Raw genomic sequence first — 20,207 nt, forward strand, 5'->3', positions numbered from 1 at the left:
ATTAGTATATGCTAAAATCCAATTATTTGCTGAACTCATTAGTAACAAAAAAAGAATTATTCAACTATTGAATAACTCTTCTTAAAAACTAGCATAATCTAATGATCACTTAAGGATGATAAATCATACTCATAGCTATAAGTCCCCAGCCTAAATTTTTTTTAAATAAACCGGTTGTCGAAATTTCCATATAAAATCGACCAACGTCAGCACTTAACTTTATTTTATTTTTTAAATTACTTACAGCCAATAAGCGCAACGACTCCGCTAAATCAGCGACTGCCTTCTCGAAGTACTGCCCACGCTCAACTTTATTTTTAAAATCAACTAATAAGAGACGTTCCTCATTTGTCGTTTCTTCGTTTAAAATAAGATCATAAACTTTTGATGTTAGATCATCTTGTATTGTAATACGCTCTGATTTTTTCATACACGCTCACATTCCTAACTATAATTTCCAACATCTAAATTATACAACAATAAGTTTTACCTTTCAATATAGTGCGTCCTATTATAATACAAAAAAGGTCCCACCTAAAATCAAATTAGGTAGGACCTTCTTTCAATCAGAAACGCTTAATTCATAAAGAATTATTTGTTAACGATTGTATCGCGAGCATCTGAACTCAAGTTGTAGAATGAGTGGATACCTTTGTATTCTGATGTTTCTTCTAAGTTATCTTCAATTCTCATTAATTGGTTGTACTTAGCGATACGATCAACACGGCTCAATGAACCAGTCTTGATTTGGCCAGCATTAGTTGCAACAACTAAGTCAGCGATAGTTGTATCTTCAGTTTCACCTGAACGATGAGAAACGATAGCTGTATAACCAGCTTCTTTAGCCATTTCGATAGCTTCCATTGTTTCTGTAAGTGTACCGATTTGGTTAACTTTGATAAGGATTGAGTTTGAAACGCCCATTTCGATACCTTTTTTAAGGTAGTCAGTGTTTGTAACAAATAAATCATCCCCAACTAATTGAACTTTGTTGCCCAATTTAGCTGTCATCATCTTCCAGCCTTCCCAATCGTTTTCATCCAAGCCATCTTCAATTGAGATAACTGGGTATTTGTCAACGATTGCTTCAAGGAATTCAACCATTTCTTCAGAAGTATAATCTTGGCCATTTTCGCCTTCATATTGTAATCTATATTTGCCAGTTTCAGCATTGTAGAATTCTGATGAAGCAGCATCAAATGCGATAGCAATATCTTTACCAGGTTTGTAACCGGCACGTTCGATTGCTTCGATTAAGATTTCAAATGGTTCTTCATTGTTCTTAAGATCAGGAGCGAAACCACCTTCATCACCAACAGCAGTAGAGTAGCCTTTTTCAGCTAAAATCTTTTGTAAGTTATGGAATGTTTCTGAACCCATACGTACAGCTTCTTTGATAGAAGGTGCGCCAACAGGCATGATCATGAATTCTTGGAAATCAACACTGTTGTTAGCATGTGATCCACCATTGATAACGTTCATCATAGGAGTTGGAAGGACATGTGCGTTAAATCCGCCTAAGTAACTGTATAAAGGAACTTCTAATTCATCAGCAGCAGCACGAGCAGCAGCAATTGAAACACCTAAAATAGCGTTAGCGCCCAATTTACCTTTGTTTGGTGTACCATCTAATGCGATCATAGCTTTATCAATACCAACTTGATCAGTAACATCATATCCAACAATTTCTTTAACGATAATGTTGTTTACGTTGTCAACAGCTTTAGTAACGCCTAAGCCCATGTAACGAGATTTGTCGCCATCACGTAATTCAACGGCTTCATGTTCACCAGTTGAAGCACCTGAAGGAACAATTCCGCGGCCCATTGCGCCGTCTTCTGTGTAAACTTCAACTTCAACAGTTGGGTTACCGCGTGAATCTAGAACTTCGCGTGCATAAATATCTGTAATCATTGACATAAATTTGTACTCTCCTTTAAAAACGTTTTTTGGCGGGGATACAATAACACCCTTACCATTATTTTAATAGTTTATTGATTCATTTTCAATCTTTTTAACAGCTAAAATACGAATTATGCTTTGAAGTTAACAAGGTCTAAGTATGAAGCAGTTTCCATACTTGCGCCACCAACTAAACCACCATCAATATCGTCTTTACCCATTAATTCTACGACGTTACCAGGTTTAACTGAACCACCGTATTGGATACGAACTTTATCAGCAACTGTTTGGTCATACAAATCAGCAACTGTTTTACGAATTACTGCACAGATTTCTTGTGCTTGGTCAGAAGTAGCTGTTTCACCAGTACCGATAGCCCAGATTGGTTCGTATGCAATAACTGCAAGATTAACTTGTTCAACAGATAAGCCTCTTAATGCAGCAGAAACTTGTCCAGCAACCCATGATTCTGCTTCGCCGGCTTGACGTTGTTCTAACGTTTCACCACAGCAGATAATAGGAACCATACCATTATTGAAAACAGCATGTGCTTTTTTGTTAATATCGTCATCATTTTCGCCGAAGTATTCGCGACGTTCTGAATGACCAATAACAACATAGTCAACACCCATTTCAGAAAGAACTTTTGGTGAAGTTTCACCAGTAAAAGCACCTTCATCTTCAAAGTATGCATTTTCAGCAGCAACTTTTAAGTCAGTACCTTTAGCAGCATCAAGTAATGTTTGTAAATCTACTGCAGGAGCAGCAATAACAGATTCAACATCGTCAAACTTTGGTAATTTACCTTTAAGACCTGCTACGAATTCAGCAGTTTCTTTAGGGCCTTTGTTCATTTTCCAGTTACCAGCAATAATTGGTTTACGCAAAATAATAACTTCCTTTCGTTAATAGACGGTTTCTTACGACAATTTAATTAAAAATTATTTTGTTGTAATAGCAGCAATACCTGGTAAAGTTTTACCTTCAAGGTATTCAAGTGAAGCGCCACCACCAGTAGAAATATGAGTTAATTGATCAGCAACACCTAATTGTTGAACAGCAGCAGTTGAATCACCACCACCAACGATTGTTGTAGCTTCTGATAAAGTACCCAAGAATTTACCGATTTCAAGTGTTCCGTTAGCATAGTTGCTCATTTCGAATACACCCATTGGTCCGTTCCATACAACTGTTTTAGCATCTTTTAAAACATCTTTAAATTCTGCAACAGATTTAGGTCCGATATCCAATGCCATGTAACCGTCAGGAATGTCACCATCAACAGTTTTGTGTTCAACATCGTTATCAAATTTTTCAGCAACGATTGAATCAACTGGTAATACTAATTTGTCGCCAGCTTCTTCAATGATTTGTTTAGCTAAATCAATTTTGTCTGTTTCAACTAATGATGAACCAATCTTCATACCTTTAGCAGCGTAGAAAGTATAAGTCATACCACCACCAACGATAACTTTGTCAGCTTTTTTAAGTAAATGAGAAATAACACCAATCTTATCTGAAACTTTTGCGCCACCTAAGATAGCAACAAATGGACGTTTTGGTTCGTCAACAGCTTCACCTAAGAATTTGATTTCTTTTTCCATTAAGAATCCAGCAGCAGCTTGTTCCATGTTGCTTGAGATTCCAACGTTAGAAGCATGTGCACGATGAGCTGTACCGAAAGCATCATTGACAAACAAGTCGCCAAGTGAAGCCCAGTATTTACCTAATTCAGGATCGTTTTTGCTTTCTTTTTTACCATCTAAATCTTCAAAACGTGTGTTTTCCATTACTAAAACATCGCCGTCTTTCATTGCTGCAATTGCGTCTTCTAATTGAGGACCACGTGTAGCAGGAACAAAAGTAACAGGTTTGTTTAATAAGTTAGATAAACGTTCTGCAACTGGACGTAATGATAATTCTTTTTTGTCTTCTTCAGTCTTAATACGACCAAGATGAGAAAGAAGAATGGCTTTACCACCATTTTCAGTTACATATTTGATAGTTGGTAATGCAGCAACGATACGGTTATCATTACCAATCACACCGTTTTTAATAGGAACATTAAAATCGACACGAATTAAAACTTTTTTGTCATTTACATCTAAATCTGAAACGATTAATTTAGCCATTATAATAGCCTCCTGTGTAATTTTGATTAAATAAAAAGGCAGAGGGAGTATTGCGTCCCTCCGCCTAAGCATAGTTATATGCGGTTTTAAAAAAGTTTAACTAGATTATGCTTCTAAGCTAGCAAATTTTTCTAATGTACGAATCATTTGTGCTGTAAAGCCAGATTCGTTATCGTACCAAGCAACAGTTTTAACCAATTGGTTAGCGCCAGTACCAGTTACTTCAGTTTGTGTTGGGTCAAAGATTGAACCAAAACTTGTACCAATGATATCTGATGAAACGATTTCGTCAGCATTGTAACCAAATGATTCGTTGTTTTCAGTTCTTGCTTTAATAGCAGCATTTACTTCATCAACTGTAAGATCTTTTGATTTCAAGATTGTAACCAATTCTGTCAATGAACCAGTAATAACTGGGACACGTTGTGCATGGCCATTCAATTTACCAACAAGATCAGGGATTACCATACCGATAGCTTTAGCAGCACCAGTAGAATGAGGAATTGTGTTACCTGCAGCAGCGCGTGCAGCACGTAAGTTTCCACCACGGTCAGGACCATCTTGTAATTTTTGTGTAGCTGTGTAAGCATGAACTGTTGTCATTGTACCAACTTCGATACCGAAAGCATCGTTAACAGCGCCAGCAAGTGGTGCTAAACAGTTAGTAGTACATGAACCAGCAGAAGCAATCTTAGTATCTGAAGTTAAAATGTCATCATTTACACCGTAAACGATTGTAGGCATTTTACCAGCAGGAGCTGAGATTAATACACGTTTTGCGCCAGCTTTAATATGAGCTGAAGCTTTTTCTTCTGATGCGTAAAAACCAGTTGATTCTAATACGATATCAACATTATTGTTTTTAACCCAAGGAATATTTGATGCATCTGCTTCTGCATATACAGGAATTTCCTTACCATTAACAACAATACCATTATCTGTTGCGCTAACTTCTGCGTCGAAGTTACCATGGGCTGTATCATATTTTAATAAATGAGCCAACATTGATGGAGAAGTTAAATCGTTGATTGCTACAACTTCGATGTTATCTGAAACTTCAGCAATACGACGGAAAGCTAAACGACCAATACGGCCAAAACCGTTAATACCAACTTTTACTGACATACTTAAATTTCCTCCTTTAGGAAATGAAGATTTATTTATTTTAAAAAGCGTGTTTGCACACTACTTTTTTAAAATCGAGTTTGCGGCACCCTCATCCGTGATTAACCACGTCTGTTTAGGTGCAAGTTTCATGTATGCCACAATTGCTTCGGCCTTAGAATGGCCACCTGCAACTGCGAAAATACATTTTATGTGCGTGAGATCCTCTATTTGTAAACCGATACGAGGAATCCTATAAACGACCTTGCCTTGAGCATCAAAGAAATATCCGAATGCCTCACCTACAGCTTTGTCCTCTTTCAACATGTCTATTATACCACTAGACATGTCACGACGCTTAGCCATATGCATTGCTTCTCCAATACTGTGAATTACAGCATTGCTTTCCTTGATTAAGTTCAAAACTTCTTGAATGCTCGGTTCTTCAAGAAGAGGCTCGTACGTTTTCTCACTTAGTTGTTCAGGTACATACAAGGCTCTATGTTTGCCGCCTGTGTGTAATGCCATCTTACCACTAATCGAGTTGGCTTGTATATCTACTGATTCACCAACACCACCTCTGGCTGGTAAAAAAGTTAAATCGCGCTTAATTGAAAGACGTGTTGTCAACTGATCAGCTACTTGAGCCATCGTTGTGCCACCCATTACCGCAATTAAATTTTTACCTTCTGGCAATAAGAGTGCTAACTTAGCAGCTAGACTCTTACCCATTGACTCTAAAACTTTAGGTTGTTCATCGGAATCGCCTGATACAATCAAACAATGTTCAATGCCTAAAATTCGACTCAACTCTTGTTCATCCTGTCGAACACCAACTAAATTATCCATCACTTTTTCAAGGCCATGTAGTACTGATATACCTCTATCCGTTAGCGTCATTCCTGACTTACCAACGACGATAAGTTCTTGCTTACGCAGAAAATCTGTTTCGGTTCTCATAACGCGTTCGCTTAGATTTAAAGTTGCTGCCAACATTCTGCGACCAACAGGCATCATCCATTCAATCTGTCTTAAAACAAAATATCTTTGTTTTAAAACTTTAATCATGTCTGGTGCAATTGCTTCGATCCACTCTAATTCATGATGCATACTGCACCTGCTCTCTTATGGGGCATTATTTGTCCCACAGTGTCGCATTATGACCCATTAATTCTAAAAAAACAAAGCACGATAACATTCTGCATTAATCAAAGTGTCTTCATACCTTTATTACAAGACAAATTATATCAGGTTGTTTCATACTTTGCAAGCACTTCAAACGACTATCTGCCATGTCAGCAATTGACGTTTGATATATGAGATAAGGTCATAATTGTTCCTAATCCTTGTAGCGTTTTCTTGCTGATGACGATGGAATGTTCAGGTTTTCACGATATTTTGCAACTGTTCGTCTCGAAATATCGATGTTTTGTTTCATTAATTGTAAAACTATTTTTTGATCAGAGAAAGGTTTCGTTTTATCTTCAGATTCAATCAAAGTCTGCATAGTTGTCATAATCGTTTTTGAAGATAGCTCTTCAGCATTCTTTTTGTTCTTATTTGCGATTTGTCCAAAGAATGATTTTATTTCATAAACACCAGATTCTGTTTCAATGTACTTATCATTAACGGTTCGACTAATTGTTGATTCGTGAACACCTAAAGCGGCTGCAACTTCCCGTAAAAGTAATGGCTTAATTGGTTTGGTTTTATCAGTGAAGAAGTCAGCCTGATATTTCAAAATATATTGTCCTACTTTTAAAATGGTATCGCCTCGTTGTTTCAAGCCATGAACTAGCCATTCATATTCCCGTTTCTTTTCAGTTAAATATTTGATTACTTCAGGATCTTGGTCTTTTGACATATCATCAAAATATTTTTGTTGAAAAACAACTTCAGGCTGTGCACCGCGAACTTTGAATAATGTTAATTCATTATTACTTTTTTTCAAAACTAAATCTGGATAGATTTTACCAATTCTAGTTGTCCCAAATCCTGCACCTGGATTAGGTGATAATGTGCGAACAAAATCTGATATTTCTTGAATTTCTGAAAGATTAACACGATATTTTTTTGCTATGTCCGACCATTTACGATCGACAAAGTTATCAAAATCATCTTTTATGACTGTATATGCCAATTCAGGCGCTAAATCGTCAGAATCAATCTGTAACATTAAACTTTCTTGTAAATTACGTGCACCAACACCGGGCGGATCTAAGCGTTGAATCAAGGTTAACGCATCTAATAACATAATGGGTGGTATTCCTGATTCTTCTGCTAAATCATCCAAATTAGCATTAAAATAGCCCGTCTGTTCAATATAATCTACTAAGTAAAGAACAACCTTTCTAAGCGGTGTTTGACGCATCGTTAGATAAATTTGTTCCAATAAATAATCCAATAAAGATTGTGATTCATCATCACTGACTGAATTCATATAATCAGTATCACCATTTGTTGTTAGATTAACTTTATAACGAGACTCCCCTGCTTGGATTCTCTGATTGTCGTCAACAGCTTCAATCAAAGGGTTTTCCATCATTTTTTCAGTGACAAATTCTTGTAAATCTTCTATATTATATTGCAACATTTTAATTGATTGTTGGAGCTCTGGTGTCATTGCCAGTTTTTGAATTTGCGTTTGTTGTTGCTTAAATTTCTGTTCAATAGCCATTATTTCTCAACCTCCGCTTTCGTTACTTGTTTTTTTTACGTAATTCAGCTAAACTATTAACTATACTGCGCCGTTGGTGTAATGGATAGCACGTAAGATTCCGGTTCTTGAGCTGAGGGTTCGACTCCCTCATGGCGCATCGTTAAAATTAAAATATTTTCTTTTGAAAAACCTTATATGTTGATATAAGGTTTTTTGTTTTCGCTTACATTAATTATATATCATGTTTCTTAAGATAGCCATGGCGTTCTTACCACACTACAAAATATAATAAGCAACATAGTAGAAAAAAATTAGTTCAATCAATAATAAATTAAAATCGTTAATATAGTTGGATTGTAATCGTTACCATTACGTTTCATAAAAAATAAATCCTACCTCAATTAAGAGATAGGATTTTCTGTTTAGCTCTTTTTACCGTAATCACCCATTTTAATACGAAGTCATTTTTGGGAATTTAATCATAAAGAAGATAGAAATAATTGACCCAATGTAACAAGCCCAAACTAACGGGTCTGTATAAACCAAATTTGATAGAGTTACATTTAAAATCACATTAAAAATTGATAGTATTATAATACCACGATATTTACATAATTTATTCTGTAATAAAATCATAATTATCTCAATGTTCCCTACTAATAACATGAATACATCTTCACTATAGAATTTACCTGAAAGAGCATGAACAATCATTATAATTGCAAGAATCATTAATATTATATTTAAACTGATTGCTATTATTTTTGAATTGATTACTTTTCTAATCATTTAGTTTCTCCTGATTTATAGTATTTACATATAAAGAACAGTGAAATCAAAATAGCTACCAGGAAGGATTCTAATGTAGGAAGATAACAATCATTATTAATCTCAATGATCAACATAATTGCGTTTAATACAATATTAAACATTGAAAGGATTACTATTATTATTTTATCGAAATAATTAAATTGGACAATCAGCATAAAAAATTGTAAAAGAACGATTATACTTGATACTGAAAGGAATAGATCTATATGTTGACTTCCCATTCCGCCTAATGAAAATGCAGTATCAAGAAATAAACTAAAAGTTTCTATAATAAATATAATATTAAAAAATGAATGTAATACTTTGGAATTTTTTAAAAGTTTCAACATTTTTAGCTCCTTAATATGATGTTATTTTATGAATATAAATAGGGTTAAATGAACCCGCAGCATAATATGGCTATTCCTTTATTTTATATACCTCAACATATTTACCTTTTCCCGAATGTTGATGAAAAATTTGATTTTCCTACTCTAAAAGAAATTTCTAAAACTTAAATAAATTACTATAATAACATCTAGAAATACCCAATACATTAATAATAAGTATTTAAATTTAGGTACTAAGTACTTATTATGCCTTTTAATCATTACATCTAATAAATACGTAATAGTATATATAATACCCATTCCAAATAATAATAAAACACCTAAAACAAGTAACCCATCACCATTATTTAAGCCAATACCATTTCTATGGATATATCCATCTATGATAAATATAAAGGGTATTATTTGTATCCCGATAGTCGCTAATATTTCTATATATATTTTTCCCATACTATCCCCTTTTAATATTTTGTGAATATACTGTGGGATAAAACTACCCTTAAATGCTATTACTTTAATCTATTTTTTCATTAACAACATTTTTATGCTATCATAATTTCAACATTACTTCAAAGTGATTTAACCATAACGTTAATCTAATTTAATATTTAAGCAAAAACCCAACCTCTTAAATTAAGGGCTCTGTAATATATTTATCAACAACAGTTGTAATAGAACCTTTAATAAATATCGCAATAAAAAAAGAGTTTTTCCTCGTATTTTTACGAGGAAAAACTCTTTTTAGTTAAACTATTAAATTTTAATTATTTTGCATAATTTCTTTTAAACCAGCCAACTAATCCCATAGCTAGCAACAGAACAAGGCCCATCATTGATAGTCCTGATTCTTTCATTTCACTAGTCTGAGGTAAACTGGTTTGACCTTTTGCTGCATTTTTTAAGACAGGTGTTTTCCCATCCGGTGTTACCTGTGAAGTTGTTGGCGTCGTGGGGGACGTTGTTGTTGGTCTTGTTGTCGGTGTGGTTGGTTTCGTTTTCTCTGGCATTTTACCAACGAATTCGATTCCAACCTCACTAGTATAACTAGCCGCTTCTGCAGTATTACCGAATGCACCTAAACTAAAAGATAACCCCAAAAGACTAATTATTAAAACACTCATTAGTTTTTTTCTCATAACCATACCTCGTCTATTTTGACTACTTATCTTCTTTTTTATCAGTTTGTAATTCTTCTAGAATTTGTCGTTTTGCTTCTGCGACAGCTTCTTCTTTATCTTTTTTGTTACGACGACGAACTAAGAACCAGATGAGCAACAATAGAAGTAATAGCAAGAAGATTCCTGCAAGGATATACCACATTGTGTAATCTTTTTCTAAGTCAACCGCTTTTTCGTTCAATTTATCTGCCGTTGCGCCATCAATTGTGAAATATTCTGTCCATTTCCACTTATGTACCCCAGAAGTCGCCGTCATTTCTAAACGGTACTTACCAGGCTTAAAGGGTTGGTTATCCCAGAAAATGCCATAATTAAAGTTTGTATTTGGAGCCATTGTCATATTCGAAGTGGTTGAAGCATGTAGTGCTTTATCACCATTTCTTGAATAGACTTTTCCATCAACTTTCAGGTTACGGATTGGTGTTGTTGTTGGATCTTGTAAGTTTACCTTCAATGTATTACGGAAATTAACTGATCCGGGCTCAATCTTAAGTAATTTCATATCAGGCTTAACAACATCGTCAGTTTCAGTTAACGTTGTCCCAATAACAAAGGCATAACGGTTTTTAATTTGAACGTTACTCTTTGATTTTTTTTCACTATCTTTGTTAATTTTTTCATAGAAGTACAAGCCACCGTCAATTTCGCCATTGAATTTCTTAGCGGGCATTGTGATATGGAATGTATGCTCAATGCTTTTCTTAGCCGGTACTGTCACTTCTTTATCTGACTTAATGATTGAAGATAGAGGGTTTACCATTGTTTTATCAAGTTTTGGTTTCACGTGACTGTATTCAACCACTCCGTTATCATTTGTAATCGCTGTATTTGCTTCAGCCATTACAGTAACATCTTTGTTAGTCGAATTTTTTAATGTGACAGTAATGTCTTGCTTTTGGTTCGGTTTCATTTTTAAATTAAAATACGTTTGGCGCTTATCAATTTGGTTGTTTGGAATATTTGCAGTAACAGCAAAGTTCATTTCAGCAGCATTCGCTTTTTGAACTTGTCCACTAAATATAACTAATCCTGCCACAAACGCCATAATGATTCCAAAAAATTTTTTATTCAATGTAAAAATCCTCTTTCTTCTCAAATTAACTTTATGGAGCCGCCGTCAATGTCCAGTTTAATGTCGACGTATATGTTTCACCAGCTACTTTTTCAGCCGGGCCAGGCACATCCAATCTCGCTGATTTATTACCTGTTGTTGCATCACCCATTGCTATTGTCCAGGTCCCTGTGGGATTAGTATTGGCAGTTGGATCTACTACTTGATATGATGCACCGTCACCTTTTAATAATATACTATCGGTAAATAAACCGGCATCAGGATCTCCGTTATCTGTTTTCGATGCTACATTTTTTATTGTAAGCACAGTACCCTTAAGTTCATTAGCACCACTTTTAAATGATGTGTTACTAACCGTCAACGACCAGTTTCCTGTCGTATTATTTGTAACCTGAACGTAATTAGGTACATCCCTATAATCTGCATCCGTGAGCTTATCTATAACCCACTCACCTGTAGCTTCATCACGATGTCCTGTTAAATCAGCTACTTTATCAAAAGCAGCATAATAAGATTTTTTATTTCCTGAAATTTTCTGAGTACCAAAATGTAAATCAGAAATATAATCTATCCTCAGGTCACCAGTAGTTGGCGTAACTGGATTAATTGGTTGTACTGGTTTTGTCGGATCTAATGGATCAACTGGACCAGACTTTGCAAGTAATGTTAAGTTAGCCGCTGTGGTTGCAGTTTTTCCATCAGGCGCTACTGCTGCATCAGCCACTGAATTTCCCATTATTGAAATTGCAAGGAGGGGGACAATGGCTACTACTAGTCGTAAGTTTTTTTTCAAGCTCATTGTTTTAACCTATCCCTTTCTGCATCCTATAATGGTGCGTCGTTTAACGTCCATGTAATTACTGATGTATATTTTTCTTTTAATTTAGTTGATGCACCAGGTACGTCTAAGGTTGCCTTAGTAACAGGTAACGTGTTAGTACCCATACCCATGTCTTTAGCTGCATCTACTACTGCAACACTTTGACTAGATCCGTCTAAAACCATATCCGCTGTTGGTTGGGTAGCATTATAACTTGCCCCATTATTATTAGAAACAGTTCCAGGCGTCAATGTTAACTTAGCCCCAGCTAATTCTTTTGAGCCGGTAAACTGTGTGTTGGCAACTGTTAATTTCCAACCTTCATTTGAACCACGGTTGTCATCAACAACGATAGAATCTGTAATAGTAGCTGCATCATATTTTGCATCTGATCCACTAATTTTTTGATCTCCAAAATCAACACTTGGTGCCTTTGTCAATTTAATTTCTCCAGCTCCAGTAGCAGGATCAGCTACAAAGTTGACATCACCTGATGAAGGTAATGTTACATCAGCAGCATGTACTGCTGGTGCTACTGTTGAAAACAAAGTAACGGTTAAAAGTGCTGCTGTTGCAATTGCTGTTTTCTTCATAATTTATTTCCCCTTTTGTTAACCCAATTTTTATAAGTTTGCGTCTGTTAATGTCCATGTTAAATCTGTTGTATATATTGTTCCAAGATTTTTAGCTGTTTTACCAGGTACTGTTAATGAAACGGCTTTAGCTTTAGCATCTTTACCAAATGAATCAGTCCATGTTCCCATTCCTTGACCGTCTGTAGCAGTAACAACCTTAACATCGCTACCAACTGTAGGAGCAACGACACTATTATTATCTTTATCACCAATTATTGATGGTGTTGTTGTCGCATCCATATTTGTTGAATTAAATGTTTGATCTTTCATACTCAATTGAGCACCAGTTAATTCTTTTGTACCGTCAGTAAATGCGCCTTCTTGCTTAACATTAACTGTCCAACCAGCATTTGATCCACGGTTATCTGTTACTTGTAAGTAGTTAGCTACTTCTTTTGCTGTTCCTTTAGAATCTGTTATTTCAACAGGAGCTGCGTAGTAAGTTGTATCACTACCAGAAACTTTATTTTTTGAACCAAAATCAAAGTTTGAAACATAATCTAATGATAATGGACCATTTGTTCCTGGGTTAATTGGAGGGTCTGTTGGGTCAACTGGATCTGTTGGATCTGTTGGATCAACTGGACCTGTTGGATCTGTATTATCTGTAAAACCAACGCTACCTTTTGTTGGAAGTGATCCTACTGTTGCTGCATTTACAGCTGGTGCTGCAATTAAACCTAATGTTGTTAATACGATTGCGCTTGTTACGATTTTAGTTGTTTTCATTTTAATTTCCCCTTTTTTTAATTCCCTATTTTTTTGTAGCCTATTAGAAAGTGATATGACTTAATTTTATAAACCAGCGTCTGTTAATGTCCATGTTAAATCTGTTGTATATGATGAACCGACCGTTTTAGCTGAATTACCAGGTACTTTCAATGAGACAGCTTTACTTGCTGTATCTTTTGTAGCATCAGCATCGTAGACACCAAATGAATCTGTCCAAGTCCCCATACCTTGATCCTTACCAGCATCTAAGACAGCAACGTCAGCACCAATTGATGTTGTAATTGTAGCTTTAGCTATAGCTGGATCTGTTGTTCCGCCAATATTTTTAGAATTTAAAGTTTGTGTTCCCATACTTAGCTGTGCGCCATCTAAATCAGTCTTACTATCGTTAAATTGTTTTACTTGTTTAACTGACAATTTCCAGCCTTTATTTGATCCACGTTTATCTGTTACTTGTAGGTAGTTAGCTCTTGTAACTTCTTTACCATCTTTATCAGCTAATTTAACAGGTGCAGCGTAGTAAGTTGTATCGTCTCCAGAAACCTTATTTTTTGAACCAAAATCAAAGTTAGAAACGTAATCAATTGATAATGGGCCAGGTGTTCCTGGTTGAGGATTATCTGGGTCTGTTGGATCCGTTGGGCCTACTGGGCCTGTTGGATCCGTTGGATCAACGGGTGTTGTTGGATCTGTATTTTCCATAAATCCAACCTTACCTGTTGATGTATAATCTGCAGCATGTACTGCAGGTGCTGCAGCTAAACCTAATGTTGATAAAATAATTGCGCTTGTAACGATTTTAGTTGTTTTCATAATTTATTTCCCCTTTTAATTAATAACCATTTTTATTTTTTATTGACTAATTTAGATTTTATAAGTTAGCGTCTGTAAGTGTCCATGTAATATCTGATGTGTATTTTTCTGCAACTTTTTTACTATCACCAGGGATAGCTAATTTAACAGAAGCTTTGGCTTTAGCAGCATCTGTTGTTGCGTTACCAAAGGATTCAGACCATGTACCAGAACCTGCGCCATCTTTTGCTTGCATAACAACTTTGTCCCCTGATGTAGCTGAAATGTCAACGCTATTTGTTAATGTTGGTTTTGGTTTTGATGCGTTATTATCAGCATTAGTTGCTTCAGGATTAGATAACGTAATTGTTGTCCCATCTAATTCTGATTTTGTTGTTTCACTTGTAAATGCTTTTGCTTGTTGAACAGTAAGTTTCCAACCTGCTACTGTTCCACGGTTATCTGAAACTTGTAGGAAGTTTGCAAGATCTTTATCAGCTCCGGATGCATCTTTAACTGTCACTAATTGAGAGTCATATGTTTCGTTGTTACCTGACATCTTTTGAGCACCAAAGTTAAAGTTAGAAACATAATCGATTGATAATGGGCCACCAGTACCTGGATCTGTTGGGTTTGTAGGATCTGTTGGATCAATAGTATGTCCAGGATCTGTTGGATCCGTAATACCAGGATCTGTTGTACCATCATTTTTAGTCAATTCAATTTTACCGTGTGATGTATATGTTTGTGTTTCAGATGCATGAGCAGTTGTCATAATGGCACCTGTCACACCTACGCCTAATAATGTACTTAATAATAATTTACTTGAATTTTTCATCATTTATTTCCCCTTTATATAACCTTTTTTATAAGTTAGCATCTGTCAAAGTCCATGTTAATTCAGACTTATAAGCCCCTGCTACTTTGTTTGATTCAGCTGGAACAAGTAATGACACACTTTGTTTGGCAGCTGTATTATCTTTACCAAAACGGTCTGTCCATGTTCCCATACCTTTGTCGACCTTGGCTGTCATCACAGTAACTGCTTTGCCATCTGGATTGATGGCTGCTTGACTAGCTGTCGGCTGACTCATATTACTACTTCCGTTAGTTGTTCCATTCATTAACGTAATAATCGTTCCATCTAATTTATTTTTACCATTCATAAATGGATTGGTCTGTGCAACAGTTAGTTTCCAGCCTGCGTTTGAACCACGATTATCCGTTACTTGAACATAGTTTGGATATTCCCCAACCTTACCGTTTTTATCAACTAACTGGTCAAGTTGTGCATAATAAACACTGTCTTTACCAGAAATTTGTTGTTGACTAAATTGTAAGTTCGAAACGTAATCAATTGATAATGGTCCATCTGTTCCAGGATTAACTGGTTTAACCGGTTTTAACGGATCAGTTGGATTTGTTGGATCAACTGGCGGTGTACCGTCAGTATTTTTCACGAATTCAATAGTTGCATGCGACTGATAATTCACTGTTTCGCTTGCCAAAGCTTGCGTTACGGTAAAACCAGCCGGTACCATACTACCTAAAAGAACTCCCAAAATTAACTTTCTTTTTATCATCGTATCTACTCCCCTCGTCAGATTTTGATGTTTTTATAATATTAGCAAAATGCTAATGATTAACGTTAATTAAGCAAGGATTAGGATTAAGGCGCATCCGTTAGTGTCCATGTTATTTCCCCTGCATACTTACCTGCTTTAAGTGACATGTTGCTTCCATTAAGTTCAGCAACAACACCTTTATCGGCTGCCCAAGTGACATCTTTAGTTTCTTCTGTCTGACCTGAACCAACCTCTGTACTACCAGTATCTAAATCTTGTGCAGTTCCAGTTGCATCTATATATTTCAAAACACCTTTCAATGTGTTAGATCCATCTGTTAAAGGTTTTGAAACGCTAGCCTTCAATGTCCAAGCTGTTTTGCCTAGATTAGAAATTGATACAGTATTTTCAGCAGTACGTTGAAGATTGAAATTTTCTCCACTGTAAGGCAACATTACCCCATCTTTTGAACCAAAAGTCATTTCATCAGAGGCTGCAGTAATTGCTAAACCACCACCTGCAACTGTGATCTTAATCGTTTTTTCAACACCCTGAGCATTTACAATAACTGCTTCATAGTCACCAGCACTAGAAGTTGGTGTAAGTGTCGTTGATTTAACTGTAACTTTAGAATCAGCACCAGTTGATAGTATCCAACCTTTAGCCGAACTCTCTGTTAATATGAACTCATTTAATTTAGTCTCTGTTAATCCCGAGATAGATTTACTGTCCGTACTAAAATCCTTAGCGTAAACTACAGAATCACCATCAACGACGGTATCACCATCTATTACATTGACAGGAACGGCAACTTTAGCAGTTTCATTAGGTGTCACATCCGTATCCGTCAAAATCATATCTTGTATATAGAAACCAACTTTTGTGTTATCAAGTGGTTTATTTGATGGATTTGTAGGATCAATTTCTAATGTATGTTTATTAGTATTCATAATTGTTAAATCTTTGATTAATTTTGTTTCATCTATTGTAACGGTTCCGCCAACATCAATTTTTTGTGGAATAGCAGTTGCACCCAACTTGAATAAGTTGACAGTTACGGTAACTGGTTTTAATTGTTCGGTACCTCCAGCATCAATCGCAGTTACTATAACTTTATTTGCACCTACTTTTAATTTTGTAGGGTCAATCTTTGCAGAATAATCGACACCATCTTTTGTTGTTTCATAAGTATTCTCTGCTGGCGATGATATTGACCCATCTGGATACTTAATTTGAATGTATCCCTTTGTACTATCTTCATCTGAAACTTTACCTACAATTTTAAATGAATCTGTTTGATCCGCATAAGCATTAATTGTTGATGGTGTTACAGTTGCAACAGGTGGAATACTTGGTGTCGTTTCTTTATAAGTTAAGTAAGAACCTGTCGTTAATGTTTCTCCTGGGGCTAACGTTTTAGGATTAGCTTTTATTACAAAAGCACTATCTCCCTTAAACGGAGTATCTGGCTGACTAATGTCGTTGATAGCTATAATTTTATCAAGCACTGATGTCTCCATTCCAGTTCCTACAGCTCCACCTTTGAAATAACTACTTATATTTGATATATCTAATATACCAGTACCGGTAGCTTTCCCAGCTGAATAATTAGTCCAACCACCCAAGCTAGTATTATTACCGGGATCCTTCAATCTGTAATTCAAGGTATGTTTATCACTTACCATTTTAAATCCATTGTTAGGTCCCAAACTTTTTACAGGGACGTCATCCTTATCAACCAAAGTATCGACCCCCTGAGCTGCACCAATAGCTCGAGTTGCAGTATCATTATTTGTGATACTGAAATAACTATATATACCACCTGCTGCATCATACATTTCTTCAAATGTATAGCTCACCTTATATGTTACATCGTACATTGTAGCTTTGAATCCAGTACCATCATTATTTTTATAAAGATGGTAATCTGTAATTGGTCCAAGTTTTACAGCACTTTCAATTGTATTAGGCGTCGTGTTACTTTCTGCTGCATACCCATATCCACGATCTTTTGGAATAGCATTATTAATGATAATTCCATAAGACTTTCTTGGATTAGGATTTCTTCCACTGGCACCAACCTTCGTAAATGCCCAACTAGATGCATTACCCTGTTCACTGTAAGAATCGTTATTTGTCAGCGCACTTGGTTGGAAATTAAATGCTGCATTACCAAAATATAAAACAGGAGTCGCTGTATCATCTGCTTTTCCCGCGTTGTTTGTTGGAACACCATTTACTAACTTCCCGCCTCCTGTAAGTGACACATACTCATTTTTAGAATTTGATGCCACATCGGTAGTACTCCACTGAGTATTAATGGCCCCTTGTGATGGACCAACATAACCAGCAGCTGGTACTGCTGTCTCACTTTTTTTAGTCGTTGCTACTTTTTTTGTTGGTGCTTTCGTTACTTCTTCTTTAGTTGCTACTTCGCTTGTTATTTCTTCTTTTGTTGCTTTTATCGATGTACTTTTTTCGGTTGTTTTTTCAGAAGATGCTGTTTGAGGTTTAACGGTTTCATCTAGCTCTTTAGCTTGGACAGAAGTTCCTGGGCCCTCATTGTTAACCACGTTAACAATGCTACCTGTCATCACTCCTGCTAAGATAATTCCCGTCATTAACGTTGCTGAGATTCGTTCTTTTTTATTACTGTTATGCCCTTTCATTGTTTAGTCCTCCCCCTATAGTTGCTGCCTATTTATACCTAACATTACTATATTTAACTCATTAGTCTAGCTGATTAGTTGTGACCCCCTAGTCCCTCCTAATAGATTTATTCGTTAACTTAGCTGTAACCTAATCGCAAACTTATTATCTGGTTACTGCGACATAGCCAGTTTACCTATAATCTATTTAAATGTAAACATATTTTTTTAATTAAAAAATATTTATCTAATTTATGAAGTAACCGCTTTATCGATTTTGTTTTAATACAAAAGTAATTCATCAAAAAAAATGATGAATTACTTTTGCCAATTTACAGTTTATTTTGGTTACCCTTCACGAACTGGAACTACCGTTGCAAGACTTATTTCTGTCCCATTTGTTTCAGTTATATAAAGAAGTGTATAGGCTCCTTGTTCTGGAATTTGTACAGAGAAACTAAGATCTGACTGTACGACTGTTCTAGCAATTTCATTACCGCTTGCATCAGCAATAATAATTGTATTTCCAGCTGTTTCTCCAGTACCTGTTAAATATTTATCACTTTGATAATAAGAATCAACAGTTGGTTTAGCAATCGTAACATCTTTATGCTTAACTACCGTAGTTTTCACATCACTCCAACCAACACCTGTATTCTGACGAACACTAACTGTTGTATCTTCATGTTGTTTAGGAATAGTAACTTCGTAAAGTCCATTTTCATCAACGATACCTGTCCCTATAACTTTATCGCCAACTTTAACTTCAATTTTAGCACCTGGAACACCACGACCTGATACCGTTGTATCTGTATCAAAAATTGTTTCAACGGTTGGAATTTCTTTCAAAAGTGCCCAACCCGGGTCTAGGTGATATGTTGGCAACGTGTCAGAAGCATTATATGAACCCAACACGTCCCAATCAATTGGCGCACCATTTTTTACTAAACCACTATTAAATATATAACTTGAGTTATTTTCTGCGTCCGCTACTCTGATACCTGTATCTGTTACCATTTGCCCAATATCAAGAGATAAATGAACTTTGAAGTCGGCAAATGCAATCCAAGAATGAGATGGATTTTTGATTCGTAATGTTTTACCATTATCCTCAACTCGGATATCATTTTTATTATACGTATATTTACTTCCGTTATTAAATTGGAAATTTCCTGTTATATAATTATTGAACGAATCATGGTTAAAAAGTGGAACTAACTCTGAAGGAACTGACAAGACATAGTCTGTCGATTCATTAATTCCTGCCGAAATAATCGACTTTCCTTCATAATCAAAATCTAATGTACCTGTTGTCACTGTATTATTACCTTGTAAGTGTAGACCACTTGCACCCGTTCCAGATACTTTCATTGAGCCTCTTGTAATAACACCTAATTCTTTCGTACCTACTTTAGCTGTCGCCACCTGCTTTTCATGGTTACTAGCATCTACGGAATTATTAGCTACCCCTAAAATCATTACTGAATTCAATAATCCAACCACCGCTACCGTTTTAATCACATTCTTCTTTGTCTGACTCATTTCTACTTTGTTCATTTTATTCATCTCCTCTATTTTGGTTTATAAACAATTATTTGATACAGGCCCTCCATAAAAAAATTAGTTAGAGCATTACTAATACCTCCTTATATTTATATTTATTTTTTTATTAATACCTTAAACACAGCTTATCATGTTAACGCTTTCTTTTGCAAATTTAACCACTAGTATATTTTTAATTTTAACTAAATTGGACTTAGATAATAAGCAAAAAAAATAAGCTATCTTCATATAAATACGAAGGTAGC

At 35.6% G+C, this 20,207-nt stretch carries 19 protein-coding genes and 1 tRNA gene; 1 reads left to right on the forward strand and 19 read right to left on the reverse strand.

The window, feature by feature from the left end; all coding sequences use genetic code 11:
- Positions 1-109: 109 nt before the first annotated feature.
- The 7 genes from AC1RPN_RS03920 to rpoN all read right to left on the reverse strand — a co-directional run bounded on the left by AC1RPN_RS03920 (position 110) and on the right by rpoN (position 7,815).
- On the reverse strand, positions 110-430 hold the full coding sequence (locus AC1RPN_RS03920) for a bacteriocin immunity family protein (RefSeq protein WP_481761444.1): 321 nt from the start codon (positions 428-430) through the stop codon (positions 110-112).
- A gap of 161 nt (positions 431-591) precedes the next feature.
- Positions 592-1,920, reverse strand: coding sequence for a phosphopyruvate hydratase (gene eno / locus AC1RPN_RS03925; RefSeq protein WP_481761445.1), 1,329 nt, complete (start codon positions 1,918-1,920; stop codon positions 592-594).
- Positions 1,921-2,033: 113 nt separating this feature from the next.
- Positions 2,034-2,789: a triose-phosphate isomerase gene (gene tpiA / locus AC1RPN_RS03930; RefSeq protein ID WP_481761446.1), complete on the reverse strand. Its 756-nt coding sequence runs from the start codon at positions 2,787-2,789 to the stop codon at positions 2,034-2,036.
- Between the two features lie 54 nt (positions 2,790-2,843).
- Positions 2,844-4,034, reverse strand: a complete 1,191-nt coding sequence (locus AC1RPN_RS03935) for a phosphoglycerate kinase (protein WP_409022217.1) — start codon at positions 4,032-4,034, stop codon at positions 2,844-2,846.
- Positions 4,035-4,139: 105 nt separating this feature from the next.
- On the reverse strand, positions 4,140-5,159 hold the full coding sequence (gene gap, locus AC1RPN_RS03940; protein WP_409022216.1) for a type I glyceraldehyde-3-phosphate dehydrogenase: 1,020 nt from the start codon (positions 5,157-5,159) through the stop codon (positions 4,140-4,142).
- Between the two features lie 60 nt (positions 5,160-5,219).
- Positions 5,220-6,248, reverse strand: a complete 1,029-nt coding sequence (locus AC1RPN_RS03945) for a sugar-binding transcriptional regulator (protein WP_481761447.1) — start codon at positions 6,246-6,248, stop codon at positions 5,220-5,222.
- A 229-nt stretch (positions 6,249-6,477) separates the two neighbouring features.
- Positions 6,478-7,815, reverse strand: a complete 1,338-nt coding sequence (gene rpoN / locus AC1RPN_RS03950; protein WP_481761448.1) for an RNA polymerase factor sigma-54 — start codon at positions 7,813-7,815, stop codon at positions 6,478-6,480.
- A 67-nt stretch (positions 7,816-7,882) separates the two neighbouring features.
- Between rpoN and AC1RPN_RS03955 the strand changes: the two genes are divergently transcribed.
- Positions 7,883-7,954: transfer RNA gene (locus AC1RPN_RS03955), tRNA-Arg, on the forward strand.
- A 293-nt stretch (positions 7,955-8,247) separates the two neighbouring features.
- Here AC1RPN_RS03955 and AC1RPN_RS03960 read toward each other — a convergent pair.
- The 12 genes from AC1RPN_RS03960 to AC1RPN_RS04015 all read right to left on the reverse strand — a co-directional run bounded on the left by AC1RPN_RS03960 (position 8,248) and on the right by AC1RPN_RS04015 (position 19,956).
- The gene (locus AC1RPN_RS03960; protein ID WP_481761449.1) at positions 8,248-8,586 is read right to left on the reverse strand and encodes a hypothetical protein; all 339 of its coding nucleotides are present in this window, start codon (positions 8,584-8,586) and stop codon (positions 8,248-8,250) included.
- 515 nt (positions 8,587-9,101) lie between these two features.
- Positions 9,102-9,407 (reverse strand): hypothetical protein, encoded by a 306-nt coding sequence (locus tag AC1RPN_RS03965; RefSeq protein ID WP_481761450.1) that lies wholly within the window; start codon positions 9,405-9,407, stop codon positions 9,102-9,104.
- 314 nt (positions 9,408-9,721) lie between these two features.
- Entirely contained in the window at positions 9,722-10,093 is a 372-nt protein-coding gene (locus AC1RPN_RS03970) for an LPXTG cell wall anchor domain-containing protein (RefSeq protein WP_481761451.1), read from the reverse strand.
- A 22-nt stretch (positions 10,094-10,115) separates the two neighbouring features.
- Entirely contained in the window at positions 10,116-11,207 is a 1,092-nt protein-coding gene (locus AC1RPN_RS03975) for a WxLIP family cell surface protein (protein ID WP_481761452.1), read from the reverse strand.
- Positions 11,208-11,238: 31 nt separating this feature from the next.
- The gene (locus tag AC1RPN_RS03980) at positions 11,239-12,006 is read right to left on the reverse strand and encodes a WxL domain-containing protein (RefSeq protein ID WP_481761453.1); all 768 of its coding nucleotides are present in this window, start codon (positions 12,004-12,006) and stop codon (positions 11,239-11,241) included.
- A 26-nt stretch (positions 12,007-12,032) separates the two neighbouring features.
- Positions 12,033-12,620 carry a WxL domain-containing protein gene (locus AC1RPN_RS03985; RefSeq protein WP_481761455.1) on the reverse strand — a complete coding sequence of 196 codons (588 nt, stop codon included), beginning with the start codon at positions 12,618-12,620 and terminating at the stop codon, positions 12,033-12,035.
- A 30-nt stretch (positions 12,621-12,650) separates the two neighbouring features.
- Positions 12,651-13,391: a WxL domain-containing protein gene (locus AC1RPN_RS03990; protein WP_481761456.1), complete on the reverse strand. Its 741-nt coding sequence runs from the start codon at positions 13,389-13,391 to the stop codon at positions 12,651-12,653.
- A gap of 66 nt (positions 13,392-13,457) precedes the next feature.
- Positions 13,458-14,207 carry a WxL domain-containing protein gene (locus tag AC1RPN_RS03995; RefSeq protein WP_481761457.1) on the reverse strand — a complete coding sequence of 250 codons (750 nt, stop codon included), beginning with the start codon at positions 14,205-14,207 and terminating at the stop codon, positions 13,458-13,460.
- A gap of 58 nt (positions 14,208-14,265) precedes the next feature.
- A complete protein-coding gene (locus AC1RPN_RS04000; RefSeq protein ID WP_481761458.1) occupies positions 14,266-15,027 on the reverse strand; it encodes a WxL domain-containing protein in 762 nt (253 codons plus the stop codon).
- Between the two features lie 25 nt (positions 15,028-15,052).
- The gene (locus tag AC1RPN_RS04005) at positions 15,053-15,769 is read right to left on the reverse strand and encodes a WxL domain-containing protein (RefSeq protein WP_481761459.1); all 717 of its coding nucleotides are present in this window, start codon (positions 15,767-15,769) and stop codon (positions 15,053-15,055) included.
- A gap of 86 nt (positions 15,770-15,855) precedes the next feature.
- Entirely contained in the window at positions 15,856-18,420 is a 2,565-nt protein-coding gene (locus AC1RPN_RS04010; protein WP_481761460.1) for a hypothetical protein, read from the reverse strand.
- A gap of 327 nt (positions 18,421-18,747) precedes the next feature.
- Positions 18,748-19,956 carry an Ig-like domain-containing protein gene (locus tag AC1RPN_RS04015; protein WP_481761461.1) on the reverse strand — a complete coding sequence of 403 codons (1,209 nt, stop codon included), beginning with the start codon at positions 19,954-19,956 and terminating at the stop codon, positions 18,748-18,750.
- Positions 19,957-20,207 lie beyond the last annotated feature (251 nt).

This window comes from Dellaglioa sp. CoH-57-MRSF-20 (genome assembly GCF_056781955.1).

Bases quoted from the DNA above. Each gene is read 5' to 3' on its own strand.
- AC1RPN_RS03920 (WP_481761444.1), bottom strand. From the start codon at position 430: ATGAAAAAATCAGAGCGTATTACAATACAAGATGATCTAACATCAAAA.
- eno (WP_481761445.1), bottom strand. From the start codon at position 1,920: ATGTCAATGATTACAGATATTTATGCACGCGAAGTTCTAGATTCACGC.
- AC1RPN_RS03935 (WP_409022217.1), bottom strand. From the start codon at position 4,034: ATGGCTAAATTAATCGTTTCAGATTTAGATGTAAATGACAAAAAAGTT.
- gap (WP_409022216.1), bottom strand. From the start codon at position 5,159: ATGTCAGTAAAAGTTGGTATTAACGGTTTTGGCCGTATTGGTCGTTTA.
- AC1RPN_RS03945 (WP_481761447.1), bottom strand. From the start codon at position 6,248: ATGCATCATGAATTAGAGTGGATCGAAGCAATTGCACCAGACATGATT.
- rpoN (WP_481761448.1), bottom strand. From the start codon at position 7,815: ATGGCTATTGAACAGAAATTTAAGCAACAACAAACGCAAATTCAAAAA.
- AC1RPN_RS03960 (WP_481761449.1), bottom strand. From the start codon at position 8,586: ATGATTAGAAAAGTAATCAATTCAAAAATAATAGCAATCAGTTTAAAT.
- AC1RPN_RS03965 (WP_481761450.1), bottom strand. From the start codon at position 9,407: ATGGGAAAAATATATATAGAAATATTAGCGACTATCGGGATACAAATA.
- AC1RPN_RS03970 (WP_481761451.1), bottom strand. From the start codon at position 10,093: ATGAGAAAAAAACTAATGAGTGTTTTAATAATTAGTCTTTTGGGGTTA.
- AC1RPN_RS03980 (WP_481761453.1), bottom strand. From the start codon at position 12,006: ATGAGCTTGAAAAAAAACTTACGACTAGTAGTAGCCATTGTCCCCCTC.
- AC1RPN_RS03985 (WP_481761455.1), bottom strand. From the start codon at position 12,620: ATGAAGAAAACAGCAATTGCAACAGCAGCACTTTTAACCGTTACTTTG.
- AC1RPN_RS03990 (WP_481761456.1), bottom strand. From the start codon at position 13,391: ATGAAAACAACTAAAATCGTAACAAGCGCAATCGTATTAACAACATTA.
- AC1RPN_RS03995 (WP_481761457.1), bottom strand. From the start codon at position 14,207: ATGAAAACAACTAAAATCGTTACAAGCGCAATTATTTTATCAACATTA.
- AC1RPN_RS04000 (WP_481761458.1), bottom strand. From the start codon at position 15,027: ATGATGAAAAATTCAAGTAAATTATTATTAAGTACATTATTAGGCGTA.
- AC1RPN_RS04005 (WP_481761459.1), bottom strand. From the start codon at position 15,769: ATGATAAAAAGAAAGTTAATTTTGGGAGTTCTTTTAGGTAGTATGGTA.
- AC1RPN_RS04010 (WP_481761460.1), bottom strand. From the start codon at position 18,420: ATGAAAGGGCATAACAGTAATAAAAAAGAACGAATCTCAGCAACGTTA.
- AC1RPN_RS04015 (WP_481761461.1), bottom strand. From the start codon at position 19,956: ATGAACAAAGTAGAAATGAGTCAGACAAAGAAGAATGTGATTAAAACG.